This is a genomic window from Kitasatospora sp. MAP12-44, assembly GCF_029892095.1.
Taxonomy (GTDB): domain Bacteria; phylum Actinomycetota; class Actinomycetes; order Streptomycetales; family Streptomycetaceae; genus Kitasatospora.
This window is the reverse complement of record NZ_JARZAE010000004.1, coordinates 8,580,736-8,598,069: the sequence shown is the minus strand read 5'-3', so window position 1 is coordinate 8,598,069 and position 17,334 is coordinate 8,580,736. Positions and strand designations below refer to the sequence as shown.

General features: G+C 70.3%; 15 protein-coding genes. 3 read left to right on the top strand and 12 right to left on the bottom strand.

Translation table 11 applies throughout. From position 1 onward, the window contains the following. Window position 1: 1 nt before the first annotated feature. From P3T34_RS38610 to P3T34_RS38585, 6 genes are all read right to left on the bottom strand, one after another. The gene (locus P3T34_RS38610; RefSeq protein ID WP_280671340.1) at window positions 2-2,770 is read right to left on the bottom strand and encodes a LuxR C-terminal-related transcriptional regulator; all 2,769 of its coding nucleotides are present in this window, start codon (window positions 2,768-2,770) and stop codon (window positions 2-4) included. Window positions 2,771-2,937: 167 nt separating this feature from the next. Further along, on the bottom strand, window positions 2,938-3,804 hold the full coding sequence (locus P3T34_RS38605) for a hypothetical protein (RefSeq protein WP_280671339.1): 867 nt from the start codon (window positions 3,802-3,804) through the stop codon (window positions 2,938-2,940). Further along, window positions 3,791-5,164 (bottom strand): ferritin-like domain-containing protein, encoded by a 1,374-nt coding sequence (locus P3T34_RS38600; protein ID WP_280671337.1) that lies wholly within the window; start codon window positions 5,162-5,164, stop codon window positions 3,791-3,793. Before P3T34_RS38600 ends, P3T34_RS38605 begins: the two co-directional genes overlap by 14 nt. Continuing rightward, the gene (locus P3T34_RS38595; RefSeq protein ID WP_280671335.1) at window positions 5,151-5,861 is read right to left on the bottom strand and encodes an HAD-IA family hydrolase; all 711 of its coding nucleotides are present in this window, start codon (window positions 5,859-5,861) and stop codon (window positions 5,151-5,153) included. The genes P3T34_RS38600 and P3T34_RS38595 overlap by 14 nt, the downstream gene beginning before the upstream one ends. Before the next feature lie 329 nt (window positions 5,862-6,190). Then, window positions 6,191-6,580 carry a hypothetical protein gene (locus tag P3T34_RS38590; RefSeq protein ID WP_280671333.1) on the bottom strand — a complete coding sequence of 130 codons (390 nt, stop codon included), beginning with the start codon at window positions 6,578-6,580 and terminating at the stop codon, window positions 6,191-6,193. A gap of 144 nt (window positions 6,581-6,724) precedes the next feature. Beyond that, window positions 6,725-7,069: a PRC-barrel domain containing protein gene (locus P3T34_RS38585; protein ID WP_280671331.1), complete on the bottom strand. Its 345-nt coding sequence runs from the start codon at window positions 7,067-7,069 to the stop codon at window positions 6,725-6,727. Between the two features lie 607 nt (window positions 7,070-7,676). On the opposite strand from P3T34_RS38585, the gene P3T34_RS38580 reads away from it, so the two are divergent. Continuing rightward, window positions 7,677-9,647 (top strand): CARDB domain-containing protein, encoded by a 1,971-nt coding sequence (locus P3T34_RS38580; protein ID WP_280671330.1) that lies wholly within the window; start codon window positions 7,677-7,679, stop codon window positions 9,645-9,647. Between the two features lie 25 nt (window positions 9,648-9,672). Then, window positions 9,673-9,852, top strand: coding sequence for a hypothetical protein (locus P3T34_RS38575; RefSeq protein WP_280671328.1), 180 nt, complete (start codon window positions 9,673-9,675; stop codon window positions 9,850-9,852). A gap of 591 nt (window positions 9,853-10,443) precedes the next feature. Here the strand turns inward: P3T34_RS38575 and P3T34_RS38570 are convergent. From P3T34_RS38570 to P3T34_RS40025, 6 genes are all read right to left on the bottom strand, one after another. Further along, a complete protein-coding gene (locus P3T34_RS38570) occupies window positions 10,444-11,421 on the bottom strand; it encodes a hypothetical protein (RefSeq protein WP_280671326.1) in 978 nt (325 codons plus the stop codon). A gap of 563 nt (window positions 11,422-11,984) precedes the next feature. Next, window positions 11,985-13,580 (bottom strand): IS4 family transposase, encoded by a 1,596-nt coding sequence (locus P3T34_RS38565; protein ID WP_280671324.1) that lies wholly within the window; start codon window positions 13,578-13,580, stop codon window positions 11,985-11,987. 303 nt (window positions 13,581-13,883) lie between these two features. Beyond that, window positions 13,884-14,900 carry a hypothetical protein gene (locus tag P3T34_RS38560; RefSeq protein ID WP_280671322.1) on the bottom strand — a complete coding sequence of 339 codons (1,017 nt, stop codon included), beginning with the start codon at window positions 14,898-14,900 and terminating at the stop codon, window positions 13,884-13,886. Beyond that, complete coding sequence (locus P3T34_RS38555; RefSeq protein WP_280671320.1) at window positions 14,897-15,244, bottom strand: PadR family transcriptional regulator; 348 nt, start codon at window positions 15,242-15,244, stop codon at window positions 14,897-14,899. The genes P3T34_RS38560 and P3T34_RS38555 overlap by 4 nt, the downstream gene beginning before the upstream one ends. A gap of 333 nt (window positions 15,245-15,577) precedes the next feature. Further along, entirely contained in the window at window positions 15,578-15,829 is a 252-nt protein-coding gene (locus P3T34_RS38550; protein WP_280671318.1) for a hypothetical protein, read from the bottom strand. Further along, window positions 15,796-16,005 (bottom strand): cupin domain-containing protein, encoded by a 210-nt coding sequence (locus P3T34_RS40025; protein ID WP_348534767.1) that lies wholly within the window; start codon window positions 16,003-16,005, stop codon window positions 15,796-15,798. Before P3T34_RS40025 ends, P3T34_RS38550 begins: the two co-directional genes overlap by 34 nt. Window positions 16,006-16,431: 426 nt before the next feature. On the opposite strand from P3T34_RS40025, the gene P3T34_RS38540 reads away from it, so the two are divergent. Beyond that, on the top strand, window positions 16,432-17,052 hold the full coding sequence (locus P3T34_RS38540) for an L-threonylcarbamoyladenylate synthase (protein WP_280671314.1): 621 nt from the start codon (window positions 16,432-16,434) through the stop codon (window positions 17,050-17,052). Window positions 17,053-17,334 lie beyond the last annotated feature (282 nt).

Here is a 17,334-nt window from a genome sequence, read left to right as displayed (position 1 = left end):
CTCACCCGTCCTCGTCGTCCCGGTGCATCCGGGCCAGCTCCACCCGCGAGCCGATGCCGAGCTTCCGAAAGACCTGCCGGAGATGGAAGTTCACCGTGTGCGGGGACAGGAACATCTGCCGAGCGGCCTCCCTGTTGGTGAGCCCGGTCGCCACGAGGTCCGCCACGGCGCGCTCGGTAGGGGTCAGGCTCCCCCACCCCGTGGACGGGCGGGTGTCGTAGGTCCAGTGCCTGCTGCGCACGCCGAGTCGGCGCAGCAGACTGCGGACCCGGGCCGTGTCCGGCGCGGATCCGGCCTCCTGGTATCCGCGCAGTGCGGCCTGGAGGTGATCGGCCGCCGCCATCCGGTCGTCGTACGGGACGTCACCCCCCGTGCGGGGCGCATCCTCGAGCAGCAGCAGGCCCAGGTCCTCCTCGGCCTGCGTCCGGGCCCAGGGATCGAGATGTCCGGCCGTGGCGCGCCTCAGCGCCGTCACCGAACCGCGCAGCACCGCGTCGGCATGGACGGCGGCATCGGCCAGGATCCTGACCCCCGGGTTGAGCGCGGCCGTCTCCTGCGCAAGAGCGACGATCCGTTGGGCGAGCACATGGTCGCCCGTGGTCTCCGCGGCACGCACCAGCCAGGCCGGGACCGCGGGCCCGGCCAGTGACACCGCGCGCAGGGTCGTCTCCGCTCCCTGCCCGAGGTCTGCGAGCGTCCGCAGGACCCCACCCGGTCCGTCCTGGGCCTGCGCGACCCTGAGCAGTGTCAGCAGGCCGTGGCCGACCCCCGCGTCGAGGCAGACCGTGTCCATCAGTGCCCGCAGGCGCCGGGCGCACTCGGCCACCTGGTGCTGGTCGCCCCGGCGCAGCGCGACCTCGGTCTGCACCGAGAGGGCCACCAGTACGGCGGCACCGATCTGGGCGCCCCCGTAGGCATCCAGTACCGCCTGCGCGTGTGTGTCGGCGTCGTCCAGGGCACCGGCCACGAGCGCCAGCAACGCACGCGGTGCCAGGACCAGCGGGTTCCAGGCCGGCAGGTCCAGGTCGGCCAGTTCCTTGGAGAGTTCACCGATCACCAGGTCGGCTTCGTCGAGTCGGCGCAGCTGGATGAGCATGGTGGCCAGCATCGGTCGGCTGTCCCAGACGTACCCCGCGACCGAGCCAGGACCCACGAAGTCCTGGACCGACCGGATCTCCGTCAGGGCCTCGGCCACCAGGCCGCTGTGCCAGCGGGTGACACCTCGCAGCAGCCCGGCGGCCACGACGGACTCCGGCTCCCCTGCGGACCGCAGGGCCTCGGCCTGGGCGTCCGCGGCCGCCGGATCACCGGGGCGGTAGCTCGCCCGGGCCCTCAGCGCATCGATCCTGCGACTGTGCGCCGCGGTCAGGCCCGGCCAGAGCAGTGCCGACCAGTCCGCCGTCCCCGCTGCTCCGGAAGCACCGGACGACGGAGCCCCGGTCATCAGGTCGATGGAGGCCAGGGTGTGGCGCAGCTCCGCCGCGGACATCGGGTCGCAGGAGCCGGCCAGTGCGACCCTGGCCGTCTCCGCCGCCCTGGCCAACTTCCCCTCGGCAGCCAGGCCGAGGACGGTGATGACCTGCAGGCGGGAATGGACGGAGCTACCGGACACCGGGTCCAGCGCCTCGCTCGCCAGGTCGACGGCGCGGCGCGGTGAGACCTTCAGCAGCTCCCGGGCGGCACGCTCGAGGTCTTCGACCGCCCGGCTCTCGCCCGCCTGCACGGCCTCGGCCAGCCGCTCGGCCGCCGACAGGTACTCCCCTTCACGCATCAGCGCCCCGCCCAGGTCCCGCAGGAGCGCCGACCGTACCGGCGGCGGAAGCTCGTCGCGGACACACCGCCAGACCAGTTCACGGCGGAAGCCCAGACGACAGCCCGTACTCTCCAGCAGACCCGACGACACCAGCTCCTGGACGGCCGGCAGCAACTCCAGTGCGCTCAGCCGGAGCAGGGACGTCAGGTCGGCGAGGGCGAAGGACCTGCCGACAACCGCGGCCACGTCCAGCAGGGAGCGGCTCCCGGCCGAGAGCCCGGTCAGCGGCCGCAGGACGAGCGACCGCACCTGCGGCGGCAACGGCCCGCTCACCGGAGTCGCCAGCCCCTGCCCGACCGTCAGGGATCCGGTGGCAAGGAGCGCATCCGCCAGGTCCAGTAAGGCACCGGGTGCTCCCTCCTCTGCCGAGCAGAGGTCGAGCAGTTCAGCCGACGGCTCTGCCCCGAGCGCATCGGCAAGGACCTGCGCCACCGCGCTCTCGGCCAGCGGGCCGAGCACACAGCGGACCGCCCCGTGATCCGCCAGCGCGGAGAACAGCCGGTCCATCCGGCAGCCGCCCCCGCCGGGCTGCCGCGCCAGGAAGAACGCTGCGGGCAACTGCCGTGTGGATAACTCGCGCAGGGCCACCACCGTGTCCGGGGCTGCCCACTGCAGGTCGTCCAGGACGACGAGCACGGGTCGCCCGGGCGGACCCGATCCCAGCTGCTCGCCCAGCCGCCGCAGCAGCTCGGCCGGTGGCGCCGCCGGATCCCGCAACGCGCCCGGATCGAGCCCCAGCGAAACCGGGAAGTCCGGGGCTCCGAGGTGATCGGCCGTCACCCGGCCGGCCGCGAACCCCCGAGCCCGGGCTGCGTCCATCACCTCGGTCAGCAGTCCGGTCTTGCCGCTGCCGGGGCCGCCCTCCACCAGGGCGAACGCGCTCCGGCCCGCGGCCGCTTCCTCCAGGAGTCCGGTGAGCAGGCCGAACTCCGCGTCCCTGCCCCGAATTGTGCGCATGGTCTCTCCCTTGCTCCAAGCAGCGTGTGTCCGTGTGCCGCCTGTCATGTGTCGCGGTACCCCGTATCGTGCGACCTTGCTGCCGGCTGAGCCCGCCCACCCGGACCGGGCCGCGCTCCTTCCGCACAGAGCCTCAAGGGGTAGGGCTGATCACCACGGGCTCGCCGTCAGGTCGTGGTGTGTCCGGCCGGAGGGCCGGCCAACGGCACGTCCAGTTCGCCCTTGAAGTAGCCGCACATGACGTCGGCGTCCCAGCCGCCCATCCAGAACTTGACCGACCAGGGCTCCTCCCCGTCCAGCTCGAGCCCGGCCAGCAGCTCGCCTTCCGCGACCGCCTTGCCGATCAGCGGGAAGTGGAACTCCTCGATCGCAGTCATGTTGACCACACGCTCGTTGGCCGGGTCGGCCAGCGCGATCTCCAACTCGCGGATCCGCTTGGCCAGGCCGGCCCGGCGCACCGGGTCGTCCTCCCGCTCCAGGTCCGCGACCAGGTCGCGGTGCCGCTCCACCCGGCTGGCCAGCGGGTCGGCGATGCCGGTACCCGAGCGGACCAGCTCGGGGTCGGTACGGAAGGCCAGGCCACCGAAGCGCTCCAGCCGGGCCCGCGGAATGCGGTGCACCGGGAGGTCCGGGTCCTCCGCCCACATGATCATCTCACGCTCGATCAGCAGTCCGGGCGCGCTGATCTCCAGGTGGAAGGGGACGATCGGCTCGCGACCGGCCACGGTCAGCACGAAATTGCGATTCTCGAAAATCGGATCGCCCAGCAGGTCGACCTTGGCCCCGACCAGGGCGGGCAGCTCGCTCCCCGCCGCAGTGGCCCGGGTCACCCGCACGCCAACCGGTGGCATATGGCTGCGCACCACCTGCGGATTGGGATCGTTCAGCACGATGATCCGGTCCAGGTCGGGCTCACCGGCCAGCGCGAAGGTGCTGCCGCTGACGCCGCGAAGCTCGTCGGTAGGATCCGGGTCGGTGGCGAGCCGGCACATGAACCAGCCCTCGAACTCCAGTGACAGGTCACGCGTTTCCATGGGATCCCGCTCCATTCGGCTGGACTGTGGTCGGTGTGTCGGTAGCGAGCTGCTCGGCGAAACGGCCGGCCATCAGCTCGACGTTCTCGGCTATGAAGGCGATCCGCTTACGGACCGCCGGTGCGGTCGCCGGGGACCGCCCGATCCGATCGGCGAGCCTGCGGCAGCGCGCGGCGAGGTCGAACAGCCGCTCGCCGAAGACCCGGTGGGCGATGGTGCGCTCGGGGATCAGCTGCAGCCCGCGGCTGAACTCGAAGGGCGCCCCGGCCCGCGGCCCCGCCCCGTCCGCACCGGCGGGCAGCTCGGTGAGGAGCTCGCCCAACGGGCGGATGAACATGGTCATCAGCGGGAAGAAGACCACCTCCTGCAGCCTGCCCATCTCGCCGGCGCTGTCGTCGGTGCGTCCGAAGAAGCGCAGCAGCATCAGCACCATCAGGCTGTAGCCGGCGTTGAACGCCTCCGCGGCCTCGCGGGCCAGAGGATCGGTGATCAGCCCGACGCCCGCGGCGTCGGACGGCCTGCGGACGGCCGGGTTGGTCAGCGCGGCGCGGGACGGCTCAAAGGCGAGGCCGACCGCCTCGGCCGCGGCGATCTCCGCCGCGAGCTGCTCGCGGATCCGCAGCAGGCGGCCGTAGTGCGAGCCCTCGGAGTTCTCGGGTGCACCCTCGCCCTGCTCGATGATCAGGTCGATCGCCCGCATCGCCGACGCCCGGTCGGTGATCGGGAAGGGCTCGGCCCCGTAGCCGGTGGCGACGTCGCCCTCGAAGACGCCGTCGGGGTCGACCACGGAGGCGGTGTCGATCTGGCGCTGGGCGGCGCCGATGAACAGCTCCTCCTCGTCCAGTTCGGTGAACAGGCCGCGGATCCGCTCGTACAGCAGGCCGACGGTCAGCCGCTCCCCGCCGCCGTCGGCCGGCTGCGGCACCCGGTGGATCTCGGACAGCAGGGCGGTCGGCAGCTCGTACACCAGGTACCGCTCCAGGGTGGCGGGCGTCAGCGGCTCGAGCGCGGAGGCCACCCCCAGCGGGTAGTACCGCTCCGGCTGGGGGAAGTTGGGGCGCTGCAGGTAGGGCGCCGCGCCAACGGCAGCCAGCAGGTTGAGCACCAGGCCGAGGTGGAGCATCTCCTCGCGGCTCAGCAGCAGCAACTGGCCCTTCCACTCGCGGATCGTCTCGATCTGCACCTGGTCCACCCCGCCGTCCTCCGGGCGGTTCTTCAGCGAGAACGCGGTGTACATGTACTGCAGGCACAGCGAGTGCTCCAACTCGGCGGCCTCACAGAGACAGTCAACCAGCTGGGCCCGCAGGGCGGCTGTCCGGGCGCTGCGCTCCGGCAGCACGTGATAGTCAGTCAGCGACACGGTGTCCCTCGTCGAAGAGCCGGCCGAGAAGCTCGGTCGAGATGTCAGGGTGGCCGGCGACCACCAGGTCGGCAGCGGAGTAGTCGAGCGTGCGGGTCAGCGCGGTGGGCACGGCGACGACTCGCAGACCGGCCGCGCGCGCGGCGTGGACACCGGTCAGCGAGTCCTCCACGGCCGCGCACGACGCGGCGGGCAGGCCGAGTCGTCGGACCGCCTCCAGATAGGCGTCGGGGGCGGGCTTGCGGAGTTCCACGTCGTCCCCGCCCACCAGCACCTCGAACCGGCCGCGCAGACCGTGCTGGTCCAGGCAGCGCTCGACCCACCGCCGGGGGGCGGCGGAGGCGACGGCGACCCGTACGCCCGCCTCCCGCAGCCGGTCGAGCAGGGCGACCAGGCCGGGCACCAGTGGGACGGTTTCGGGGCGCAGGTTCTCCTCCCACAGCCGCTCCAGCCGCCGCTGCATGGCCTCGGCGGCGCCCGGGTCGCCGGTCCGCGCGGCCAGCCCCGTGAAGAGGGCCGGGTAGCCGTCGGTGCGGCCACACACCGCGCGCGCCCAGTGCTGGGCCGGCAGGGCGGCACCGTACTCCTGGAACACCTGGGCGCAGGCAGCGTAGTCCGCCGTGATGGAGTCGACGATGACGCCGTCGTGGTCGAACACCACCGCCCGGGGAAGCCCGTGTCTGCTGTCGGACGACACACTGGACCCCTTTCCACTCGATGATGACGGGCGGTCGCTTCGACCCCCGTCCGACACCTGAGATCCTGCTCCGGGGCGTCGCGGCAGACATCACCCAAGCGTGCGGAGCCCGGCACCGCGGCGGGGTGCCCGGGGGCAACGCGGGTAGGATGCCGCCCGCAGATTTGTGCTATCCGCACAACCCGTCAGGATTCGGCATGATCCTGCGGCACAACGCTGCTCTGCTGCCGGAGCGGGTCCGCCTCCAGGTCACGGATGTCCACACCGTCCCAGTGGACTTCCCCCTCGGGTTGGCAGGTTGAGGCCGCAGAGTAGCCTCATGAAGGCGTTCAGGCGCGGGAGACGCGGACCAGCCGGTAGTCGGGGCGGTGCTGGGTCCGGTACGGGACCTTGGTCCGCTCGGCTCTGTCGTCCCCGAGCTCGACCTCGGTGCCCTGCTGCGCGTTCAGCTCCTCCTGCGCGTTCAGCTCCTCGACGGTGAAGGTCAGGGGACTGTGGACCGCCGCGCCGGCGTTGCCGGTGCGGGCCCCATCACCTCGTCCAGGCAGGAAGCGAGGTCGTTCCTCGATCATGTCGGTGTAGTCCTTTGTCTCGTGGTCCAGCACGAGGATCGTCCGCTGGACCTCCGGCTCCCCGGCACCGTCGACCGCTGGACGCCGGGCCGGCGATGAGTCGCCCGGGACGAGCCGTGCGACCTCCGCCACCCCACCCTCGCTCACGGGACTCCACCCGGCGAGGGCTGCTCGGGCACACCTGTTGCCCGTGAGGGCAGTCGGCGCCGGACGGCGGCAACCTGCCGCCGCTCGGCCTCCAGACGCAACCGGACTGACAACGACGAAGCCACCCGTCGGATGCGCCTGTGGCTACTGGCGCTGGTAGTGCTCCTGGACCTGCTCGCGGAAGGCGATGTCACCAGGTGTCTTGCTCGGGTCGTACTGGGGTGACTGCCTGATCTCGTCCTTGGTGCGGTCGACGTGGACGGTCCGTCCGTCGCGGTCGATGCGGGTGATGGTGCCGGCAGGGAGCAGGACGTGGGTGCCGAAGGTCCGCGGCCCGGTGTCGACCACGAGGTACGCGGAGCCGACCTCGTCGGTCTGCTGGTCGATCCTGCCGAGGTGGCCGTCGGTGGCCTCGACCCGGTAGCCGGTCAAGCTGAGGCCCGGTTCGTAGTTCGAGTCCGGGTGGTAACTCCAGAGTTCGCGGCTCATGGGTGAGGTCCTTCCTCCGATTGACGGAGCTGGGTGTCGGGTCCGCCCTGCCTCCCAGTGTCCGCCGGACCGACTGTCGACGGGAGGGCGGGCCCAGCCACGCAGGGCTCTGCTCGACGGCACCAGGTGGTCCACCGATACCGACAGCGCCGAAGCAGCTCAAACCAGCATGCGCACACAGCATCGCCATGACACCTATGCGTGACAGAACTTCGGGATTGCCGCACCAGAGACCTCACGCCGCCCGCTCTCGCACCCCGGCTGGCGGAGGCCCTTTACTACCGGACGCTCGAGTTCCTCGGGCTTTCGCCACGGCTTGAACGTCGTGGCGACGTCTGGGAAGCCCCCGGATAAATCCGGGGGAGGAATCACGTTCACCGCCGGCTCACCGTCGAACTAGGCGACACCGCCGAGCCCGGTGACCGCCATGTGCTGGCCGGCCAGCACGGCCGACCACCATGGTCTCGTCGTGCCTGCACTCGTTCGAACCCACGCCCAGTTACGCTTCGCCCGCACGTCATCACACTGAGTTAGCAGCGGCGTGTGTGCCTCCGTCCAGGGAGTGCACGAGATGGGCTGCTCATCCTACGACTGAGATGGAGACAACATGACGCGGAGCAGACGGTCCTGGGTGCGCGATGTGGTCACCGCGGCGCTCGGACTGGTGCTCGTTGGTACGCCGGCTGCTCTGGGAGGAGGGTCGGCGCTGGCCGCGCCCTCTGACCGGGCGGTGAGGGGGAATGCGCCGCACTCCCGGGCGGGCGTGTGTCCGCAGGTGCCGATCTGGATGAACACCGGTGGCGGCAACGACATGCTGATCGAGTACTCCCCGACCGGCACGCAACTGCTGAGCGTACCTGTGGTCCGGGACTACGGCGACATCGCGTTCACCAGCAACGGCACCCTCTACGGGGTTACCTTCGGCACTTCCGCCGTGTTGCCCTTCCTCTACACCATCAACCCGACCACCGGCACCGAGACGGCGTCGGTGCCGGTCACCGGACCGGCGGCCACGATCGGCGGACTGAACGCTCTGACGGCGCTGCCGAGCGGGTTGCTGCTGCTCGGCTCGAACAGCACCTCCACGATCTACACGCTCGACCCGGCGACTGGGGTGAGCGCGGTGTTCAGTGCCTCGTTCCCGGCCGGGGTCGCCTCCGCGGGGGACTTCCTCATCCTTCCCGGTGGCGACACCCTCGCGCTGGGGGTCAGTAACACGAGCTCCCCGGTCTTCCGCATTCATCCCGACAACACGGTCACCGAGATCGGCACCATTCCGCAGTCGTTCGGCGCCGCCCAGTCCGGCGGCAACGTCTTCCTCGCCGGTAGCAGCGGCGGCATCTACGAGCTGACGTCGGTCCCGACCGCTCCGTCGACCAGTCCGCTGCCCGTGACCACCGTCGTCACGACTACCAACGCCTTCTACGGCGCGTCGTCAGTACAGGACGCCGGGACCTGCAGCACGCAGTCGCTGAACATCACGAAGTCGGCCGCTGAGGCCGACTTCCAGGCCCCGGGCGAGACGATCCACTACACGTACACCGTCACCAACCTCGGCCTGGACCCGCTGACCAACCTGAGCGTGACCGACGTGACCCCGGGCGTCGTCATCTCGGGCTGCGGCACCAACCAGCTCGCCCCCGGCCAGTCCACGGCCTGCCAGGCCACGTACACCACGACCGCGGCCGACGTCGCGGCCAAGAACATCCCGGACCGGGGCCACGCCAGCGCCTACGACCCCAGCAGCAGCCAGACCGTGACCGCGACCAGCAACCAGGTCACCACCCCCCTGGTGGCCATCTCGGTGGTCAAGAACGCCGGCCAGACCGAGTTCACCGCCGCGGGGCAGACCATCAACTACACCTACACGGTGACGAACAACGGTGCGCAGCCGCTGACTAACATCGGCGTGGTGGACAACGGCCCCGGCACCCCGACGGTCGCCTGCCCCGCGGGCCCGGTGACACCGGGCTCCTCCATCACCTGCACCGCGATGTACACCACCACCGCCGCGGACGTGGCCGCGGGCAAGGTCGTCGATACCGCCCACGTGTCGGGCACCACCCCCGGCGGCCGGACCATCACCTCGACCAGCAACACCGTGACGGTGCCGTTCGCCGGCCTCAAGATCGTCAAGGCGGTCGAGGAGACCGCGTTCTCGATGGCCGGCCAGACCCTGCACTACACCTTCACCGTCACCAACACCGGTAACACGTCACTGAGTTCACTCGCGGTGACTGACGCGGCTCCGGGCTCGCCGCAGGTGACCTGCCCGGTGAGCACCCTGGCGCCCGGCGCCTCCACCACCTGCACCGCGACCTACACCACCTCCGAGGACGACGTGGACGCGGGAAAGATCACGGATACCGCGACTGTCGCCGGCACCGCCCCCGACGGCACCGACGTCACCGCGGACAGCAACACCCTCACCGTAGTGGCCTGCACCCCGTGCGAGGACAAGGACCACGGCGGCTGCAAGGGCGACCACCCGGGCGGCAAGGACCCCGGCTACGGTCACCACCGGCCCTCCACCGTGCCGAGCACGGGCCACGGCCAGCAGCGGCTCGCAGCCCGGTGACAGCGACTCCCACCACGAACACCCTGTGCCCGCAAAGCCGGCCTCCTACCACCAGGGCGGCTCCCTGGCCAACACCGGCGCACAGGTGAGCACCGCGAGTCTCGGGGCGAGCGGCTCGCTCGGTCTGGGCGCGATGGCCCTCCTCCTCAGCCGAGCCACCAAGCGTCGCAAGCCCGCAGAGCAGCAGCCCTCCACCCAAAGCTGACCACTGACGGCCGGCCAGGCACCCCACGACGGCCCCGGGGACCCAAGCTTGGGTTCCCGGGGCCGCTGCCGTCCATCCACGCCCGCAGCCATGTCCTCTGCCACTGATCCTTGACCGTTTGCCACTGAACATTGACCAACGCGATTTTCTGCCACTGAAGATTGATCACCGCAGGTCGGCGCGTTACTACTGTCGGCGGCGTGGCTTTGTTCACGAGTCCTGACAGCGGTTGTTCGGTTCTCCGGGAGGCACTCTCTGGGGGCCGAGGTCGATGTTCACGGGAACGGACAGCACCCGGTCGGCGGCACCGGCGCGGGTGAGAATGAGACCTGCTCAGTAGCTGCGGCTCGTCGGCCAGTGGAACCGTCAAGGACCCGGCCCGGCTCCACTCAGCGCACCGGGCAGACCGCTGGCGACCGTCGGGAAGAGCGGTCCTCCCGTGCCACCGCACCACACCGGATGACCGACAGCGCGCTGCTGCTCGGCGCCGAGCAGCAGCGCTCCCCCGGTCCCGTCGGCACCAGGACCAGGAGTTGTCCCACTCCTGATATCACCGGGTGTCACACTCCGGGCAGGGTGGTCCGGACGTTCTCAGTAGCGCAGCACGACACAGCCGTCCTGGCCGGGCGCTCCGGCCCGGCCCACCTTCGGCCAGCGGTTGTCGTAGTCCGCGTTCCAGGAACCCGCGTCCCCTCCGAATTCGCCGACGCCGCCGACTCCTTGGGAGGTCCCGCAGCCGTCCAAGCCCGACAGATTTCCGGAGTTTCCGCCGGTTACCCACTCACCTCCACGGCCGGCCCCGTAGGACTGGCTGCCGTCCCTTCCACGCTCGCCGTGCCTTCCCGGCATGCCCTTGTATCCAGAACAGTCCAGGCCCTTCCCCTTCGACTCCCCACCGCTGTCGGGGAGATCTCGACCGCCTTCACCGCCGTGGCCGCTCAGATCACGGGCGGTTTGCTGGCCATTTCGCTGGCTGTCCTGGCCGGCAGCGCCTCCCCACGCTCCCGAACCACCCCAGCCGCGAGCATAGTTGCCTGACTTCTTGTCCCACGCCCAGGACGAGCCGCCGCGATCGCCCCCACCACCGCCGTTGCCCTGCCACCGGAGTCCCTCAACAAGCGTGTAACCGCCGCCGGGGCCCCCGCGCCCGCCCTCCCCCACGACGATCTCGATGGTCTGCCCGGCCCGCACTGGCAGGACACATTCGGCGGCCCCGGCGCCGCTGCCACCCGCGCCGCCACCGCCACCACCACCGAAGGAGCCGTAGGGTGTCCCGGGGCGGTCACCGTTACCGCCGGCACCGCCGCCACCACCACCGCCACCACCACCGACCACCGTGGCCCTCACCTGCGTGACACCCTCCGGAACAGTGAAGACGTGCTCACCCGGCGCCTTGAACACCTCAATCCTGGGCGCCGCCGCGGCGACATCACCAGCACGCCCCTGCGCGGCGGCGGGCGTCACCGAACCAACCAGCACCGCAGCCACCACCATCACGGCCACCCGCCAGACCCGGCCACTGCCGCCGCCCTGCAAACCACCGATGCACGGACCAGACTCCTCGGCCACACCACTGTCCTATCTCTCGTATCAGACCGGACCTCACGACGCCGAAGCACGCAGGTTCGGGAAGCTGGAAGCCGCGCCACACAGCAGCGCCCCGGCCGTGACGACCGAGGCGCCGCTGAGCACTTCGACTTACCCGCCCGGTCCAACGACTCGGGTACGCAGTGGTCACCCGCCGGAAACCCACGCTGCCACCCCCGTGCTGTCGAAGCCCGTGAGCAAATCCCGTCTCCTCCAAGCGGTTCAGTGCCTCCCGAACCGCTGTCGAAGTGCTGTCACCCCTCACGGACATAGCCAGCGGCGCGGCGATGAGCTTCCGTCTTCAGTCGCCATCACAGCCACTGTTCGGCTGGCGATCAAGCCAATCTCCTGCCTCTGGGGCTGCTCCGGCAGGCCGCTGACCTGCGCGGTCAATCTTCAGTGGCAGAAACCGTCATCCGTCAATCCTCAGTGAGTACTTTTCAACCTGAAGTTGCTGGTCACGGGGTCTGGTGTGGGTCGGGGGTGGGGTGCTCGTGCAGGTCGGTGGCGTGATCGCTGGCAGGTGATCGTCCAATGCCGCGAAGTTAAGGGCTGGGAGCCGGTGTCCAGGTGTCGGGGCGCGTGAGTCTGTATGTGGCTCGGGCGGTGCGTTCCAGGAGTCCTTGGCGTGCCCAGCGCCCCAGGGCGACGCTCGGACTGTTGACGGGTTTTCGGCCGGTGATGCCGAGCTGTTGCGCAAGGTCCGGCGCCGTCCAGGGCCGGTCGGTGTCGGCCGTCATGATCGTGCAGATCCTTGTCCAGCGGCCGGCGCGTCCTTGAGCATTCGGGCTTCCGGTGGTCTGGGCGGTGGGCAGCGCGGGTGGATGGATGGCGATGTCGAGCGCCATGACGGGGATGCTCGCCAGTGGACGGCCGTCACGGTTCCACGTGTGGTAGCGAGAGATTCCACATTTCACGACGCGCGCTGAAACCCGCGGGCGACGCGGCGGCATTAGAGCGCCCAGGACTGCGACGCCGATGTTCCCGACCAGATCAACTCGCCTTTCAGATAGATGAGTTGAGAATGGTCGGCTGATCTGGACAACCGTGTCGCGGGCCGCCTCCAGGGCCACGGTGAAGGCGGCCCGGTCCGGGTCGCAGCCCGGAACGGTCTCCACCGCCGTGACCATCGCCGAGCGCAGGGCCTGATAGAGCGCCAGGAGTCCCCACATCTCCTGCACGAGACCGGCCGGGTCCTTCGACCTCAACACCCGCCCTTTGAGAAGGGTGTGACGTAGAGCGAGGAAGGACGACTCCACCTCCCAGCGTTCGTGATACAGGTGCACGAGGCGGCCGGCCGGGTCGGTTCGGTGGTCGACGAGGGTGGTGAGCAAGCGGTAGGTGCCGGTGATCTGGCCTCCGTCGGCGGTGTGTGCCCGCACTTCGGCCTCCACGACCCGCAGGGTCAGATCGGCGACACGGGTGAGGTACGAGCCGTCCGGCAGCAGCGTGAGCACAGGAAAGCGCCGACTGGAAGTGCAGCGAACCAGGAACTGGGCGCCCTGCTCGGTGATGGCGGTCAGCAGGTCATTGCCGCCGAAGGCGCGGTCGCCCAGGACCAGCATGTCGGCGCTGAGGCGATCCACCAGCCGCCGTGCGTACGCGATCTCGCCCTGGTCGACCGGGCCGAAACAGGCCCCGAGTAGACCGCGTGTCCCGGTCTCGCACAAGGTCATGAGCATCAACTTCGGATAGCCGACCTCCCCGAACCGGTTCGTGAACCGTCTCAGCCATGCGCGGTTGCGCTCGTGGTCGGGGACCGCGAGGCTGCTGCAGCCGTCGAAGGCCACGGTCCGCCACCGTCGATAGCACACCCCCGGGGTGGACGGCTGGGCCAGCGGGCCGGCCAGCACCTCGAACAGCTGCTTCAGGGGCGTCGCACCGATACGGCGGCGCAGATCACGAAGCGCCTTCTCGGATGGACCAGGAACCCGCACGGCAAGCCCCGCGATCAGCTTGCCCCACACCAGACGAGCGCCCACGTACTCGAACAGCCCCAGAGCAAGGACGAAGTAGACCCCCACCCGGGAGGGAAGATCACGCAACCGCTGTTCCCGGGCGCCGGTCTCGTCCAGGATCGCGTCGACCAGCTCTGATGGCACGACCTGCGTCAACTCGCCTATGTGGCCGGGCGCGAACACATCGACCTACCGGTGATCATGCCCCGAGCGGCCCGAGCACCCCAACCCCACCCCACATCAGCCCCGTGACCTGCAACTTCATGTTGAAAAGCACTCATTGCTCACGGGCAGCAGCGGCTCCAGGCACGCCCACTCAGCATCACCCAGATCCCCCTGACCAGTGATACGCGTACAACGAGTCACATGATCGGAGGGACACGGCCTGGTGCCTGTTGCGGAAGTGGATCTGTAAGGCGGGACGCCGCGCCGAGGGGGAAGTCGTGCGCGGTGTCCACCGAGAGAGCCGAGCGGGTGCGGGGTGGGCTACTTCGTGCTGAGGGGGTTCTGTGTTTCCGGTGTGGGCTTGAGGTAGCGGACGGCGGCTACTGTCACCAGGGTGACCAGCGTGACGGCGAGGAGGTAGCGGACGAGTACGCCGAGGTCGCCGTACCAGGAGCTGTACCAGGGGAAGACGCCGTAGAAGGCGAAGACCATGGAGAAGCTGAGGGTCAGCGGGAGGGCGGCCAGTGCGGTCGCGGCGGGCAGCAGCCGGCCCCAGCGCAGGGAGGCGAGCGGGAGCAGGTTCAGTACGAAGTAGACCCCGGTCAGCATGGCTGCGGTCTGGCCCGGGACGCCGAAGAGATCCAGGTGGTTCTGCAGGATGCTCACGGCTGGCAGCAGGACGGGCAGGACGGCGTCCCGGGGCCGGCGCACGGCGGTGCTGTCGAGCAGGTCGCCGGGGGCGGCGAAGACCAGCAGGGCCCACAGCACGCCCGCCCCGGCGGTGGAGACCAGGGAGGCGTAGTCCGGCGCCAGGCCCGGCGCCCACATCCCCTCGAGGAGATAACCGACGAACCACTGGGCGACGGCGGCCACTGCGGCCAGGACGGCCAGGATCCGGGCGGCGGTCCACCTGCGGAGCAGCATGGCCGCCACGACCAGCAGCCAGAGCACGCCGGGGACGGCTGCGGCGACCACCGAGGGGCGCCCGTCGCCGATTGTGTCGGCCGTGGGGATGGCCATTTGCCACTCTTGCGGGAGGTGCCACAGGAAGGGCAGTTGCTGGCAGAGCGCCATGGCGGCGGCCAGTGGTGCGGTGGTGGCGAGCAGCCGTCCGCCGGTGCCGCTCGCGGTGGTGCCGGTGCGCACGCGCAGGCCGTAGGCGGCGATGCCGGCGGTCTCGCGGGCGGTGGCCAGGCGGCCTGCGCCCTCGGTGGCGTCGGCGTGGACGGCGGTGATCTCCTCGCCGCGTTCGGCGCGGTAGGCGGCGGGGTAGGCCCGCAGGGCCAGCCGCAGCCCCCGCGACATGGTGGCGGTGGTTCTGGTGGTGCGGGTGTTCATGCGAGGGCTCCCCTGGCCGTCGGACGGATGGTGCTCAGACGGCGGTCTGCCTCGGCCACCACTGCGCGCAGCCTGTCGGCCTCGGCGGCCAGCGTGGCCCGCCCGGGCTCGGCGAGGGCGTAGGTGCGGCGGGCGCGGCCGTCGATCACCTCGTCGCGCTCGATCCGGATCAGGCCCTGCTGGAGCAGGCGGTCCAGCGCGCTGTAGAGCGTGCCGGTGCGCATCCTGACCCGGCCCTCCGAGATGAGGGCGATCTCCTGGATCAGGGCGTAGCCGTGCCGGGGGGCGTCCGCCAGTGCGGTGAGCAGAAGCAGCGTCGGCTCCTGCATGGAGCGTTCTGTCATACGGATACATATATCGCCCATCGGCATATGCCGTCCAGGGCCTCGCTCGTAGAACTTGCCGGCGATCAGTGGGAGCGGCTGGGTCCGGCATTCCGCGGCCGTCATCGCCTCTATCTCCTGCTCCTGCCGCTCGGCCTCCTTGGCCTGCTCGTGTGTGCGGCGCTGCTCGCGTTCCTGGGCGTCGCGGTCGAATCAGGCCGCCCTGCCCTCCGGGTCGGCGAGGGCGTCCTGGAGGATGCCGAGGCACGCCGCGCCTTGCTTCGTCAGACGTTGCCGACCTGTGCGGGTCACGGCGCGCGACAGGGTGGCCGCGCCGCGTTCGGTTCGTCTGGTCTACTGGGCGGGCAGCGCTCCGCGCATCACCACTCGGGCGTGCTCGACCAGGGCCTGCGGGGTCAGCTCGGCCAAGGTCTCCCAGGTGTGCGCGATCAGGGTGTGGGCTGTGGCTACCATCGCGGCCTCGTCGAGCGGGCGGCCCGGGAGGTCGACAGTACCGGTCAGCAGGGCCTGGAGCAGGGCGTACAGGTTCGCGGTGCCGACCTCGCGGACAGTCAGCGACAGGTGCGCCGAGGACTCCTCTCCCACCGCGCTGGCGAAGTGCGCGAACCCCTGGGCACGTAGAGGACTTCACCCGGTCGCAGCACAGTGTCCAGCAGCACCTCGCCGGGGTCGGCGTCCTCCCGGCTCGGCTCCCAGTTCCCGTCGGCCGGCCCGGCGTGCACCCGCCAGCGCTTCTCGCCGCTGATCTGGATCGCCAGCACGTCGGCGTCGTCCCGGTGCACCGGGCGGCCGGGTTCCGATGAAGGAGTTCTTGTGGTCCCGCAGGAACTCCATCAGCCGGATTACCTTGCGGAGGTTGTCGTCGGCGATGTGGTCCTTCTCCCGCATCCGGGCGGTGAAGCCAACGGGGTCGGTGTGCTCCCACCGGTTCTCGCCCCGGTTGACGATCACCTCCCGGCTGTCCTCCAGGAACAGGTGCGAGACGATGTCGACGTGCATGGAGTTGGCGTAACGCAGCTGCGCGCAGCGGCACTTGCGGGTGTGGGGCATGCAATTGGCCGGCGGATCCGGCTCAGGAATCCTGACCCCGTGGTTCTCTGTGGTCATGTCCCGTGGATAGGCACAGATGGTCTGCCGTCCACCCCTACCGGAACGTCGCCCGCGGGTGGATCCCGTAGAGTCGGCCAATGGCGAAGTATTTCGACGTGCACCCGCAGACCCCCCAGGCCCGCACCATCGGCACCGTGGCCGACAGCCTCCGCTCCGGGGCCCTCATCGCGTACCCGACCGACTCCTGTTTCGCCCTGGGCTGCCGTATGGGCAATCCCGAGGGCCTCGAACGGATCCGGTCGATCCGGCGTCTCGACGACCGCCACCACTTCACCCTGATGTGCGAGAACTTCGCCCAACTGGGGCAGTTCGTCCACATCGACAACGCTGTCTTCCGCGCGATCAAGGCGGCGACGCCGGGCAGCTACACCTTCATCCTCCCCGCCACCAAGGAGGTCCCGCGCCGTCTGATGCACCCGAAGAAGAAGACAGTGGGGGTCAGGATCCCCGACCACGTCGTCACGCGGGCCCTGCTCGCCGAACTCGGCGAGCCCCTCGTCTCCAGCACCCTGCTCCTCCCCGGCGAGGACGAGCCGATGACCCAGGGGTGGGAGATCAAGGAGCGGCTCGACCACGTGCTGGACGCCGTGGTGGATTCCGGCGACTGCGGTACGGACCCGACGACGGTCGTCGACTTCTCCGGCGACGGGGCGCAGATCGTCCGGCGCGGGGCCGGCGACCCCACGCCGTTCGAGTGACGACGCGGTCCGGCTGACAAAGCCGGCCACCGAGGAGAACCCGGCCGTCGCCGAGACGCCGGCCGGCGCCGCCCTGATCGAGGACCTGGTGCAGCGCGGACCTGCCGCGCCGATCTGGCACCCGCTCCACAACAACGGCCGGCGGCCGGGCGGGTGCCCGTCGGCGTAGGCGGTGCGCAGCCCGGCTTCGGCGACGTGCGATTCGAGGATCATGTTGGAGACCTGGCGGGCGCCGACCGGGTTGCCGGTGCGCGAGCAGGCGTTCGGGTCGGGACCGGTGCG

What these genes read in the sequence shown, in the direction of transcription:
- P3T34_RS38610 (WP_280671340.1), bottom strand. Translation starts at nt 2,770, where the DNA reads ATGCGCACAATTCGGGGCAGGGACGCGGAGTTCGGCCTGCTCACCGGA.
- P3T34_RS38605 (WP_280671339.1), bottom strand. Translation starts at nt 3,804, where the DNA reads ATGGAAACGCGTGACCTGTCACTGGAGTTCGAGGGCTGGTTCATGTGC.
- P3T34_RS38585 (WP_280671331.1), bottom strand. Translation starts at nt 7,069, where the DNA reads ATGAGCCGCGAACTCTGGAGTTACCACCCGGACTCGAACTACGAACCG.
- P3T34_RS38580 (WP_280671330.1), top strand. Translation starts at nt 7,677, where the DNA reads ATGACGCGGAGCAGACGGTCCTGGGTGCGCGATGTGGTCACCGCGGCG.
- P3T34_RS38560 (WP_280671322.1), bottom strand. Translation starts at nt 14,900, where the DNA reads ATGAACACCCGCACCACCAGAACCACCGCCACCATGTCGCGGGGGCTG.
- P3T34_RS38555 (WP_280671320.1), bottom strand. Translation starts at nt 15,244, where the DNA reads ATGACAGAACGCTCCATGCAGGAGCCGACGCTGCTTCTGCTCACCGCA.
- P3T34_RS38540 (WP_280671314.1), top strand. Translation starts at nt 16,432, where the DNA reads ATGGCGAAGTATTTCGACGTGCACCCGCAGACCCCCCAGGCCCGCACC.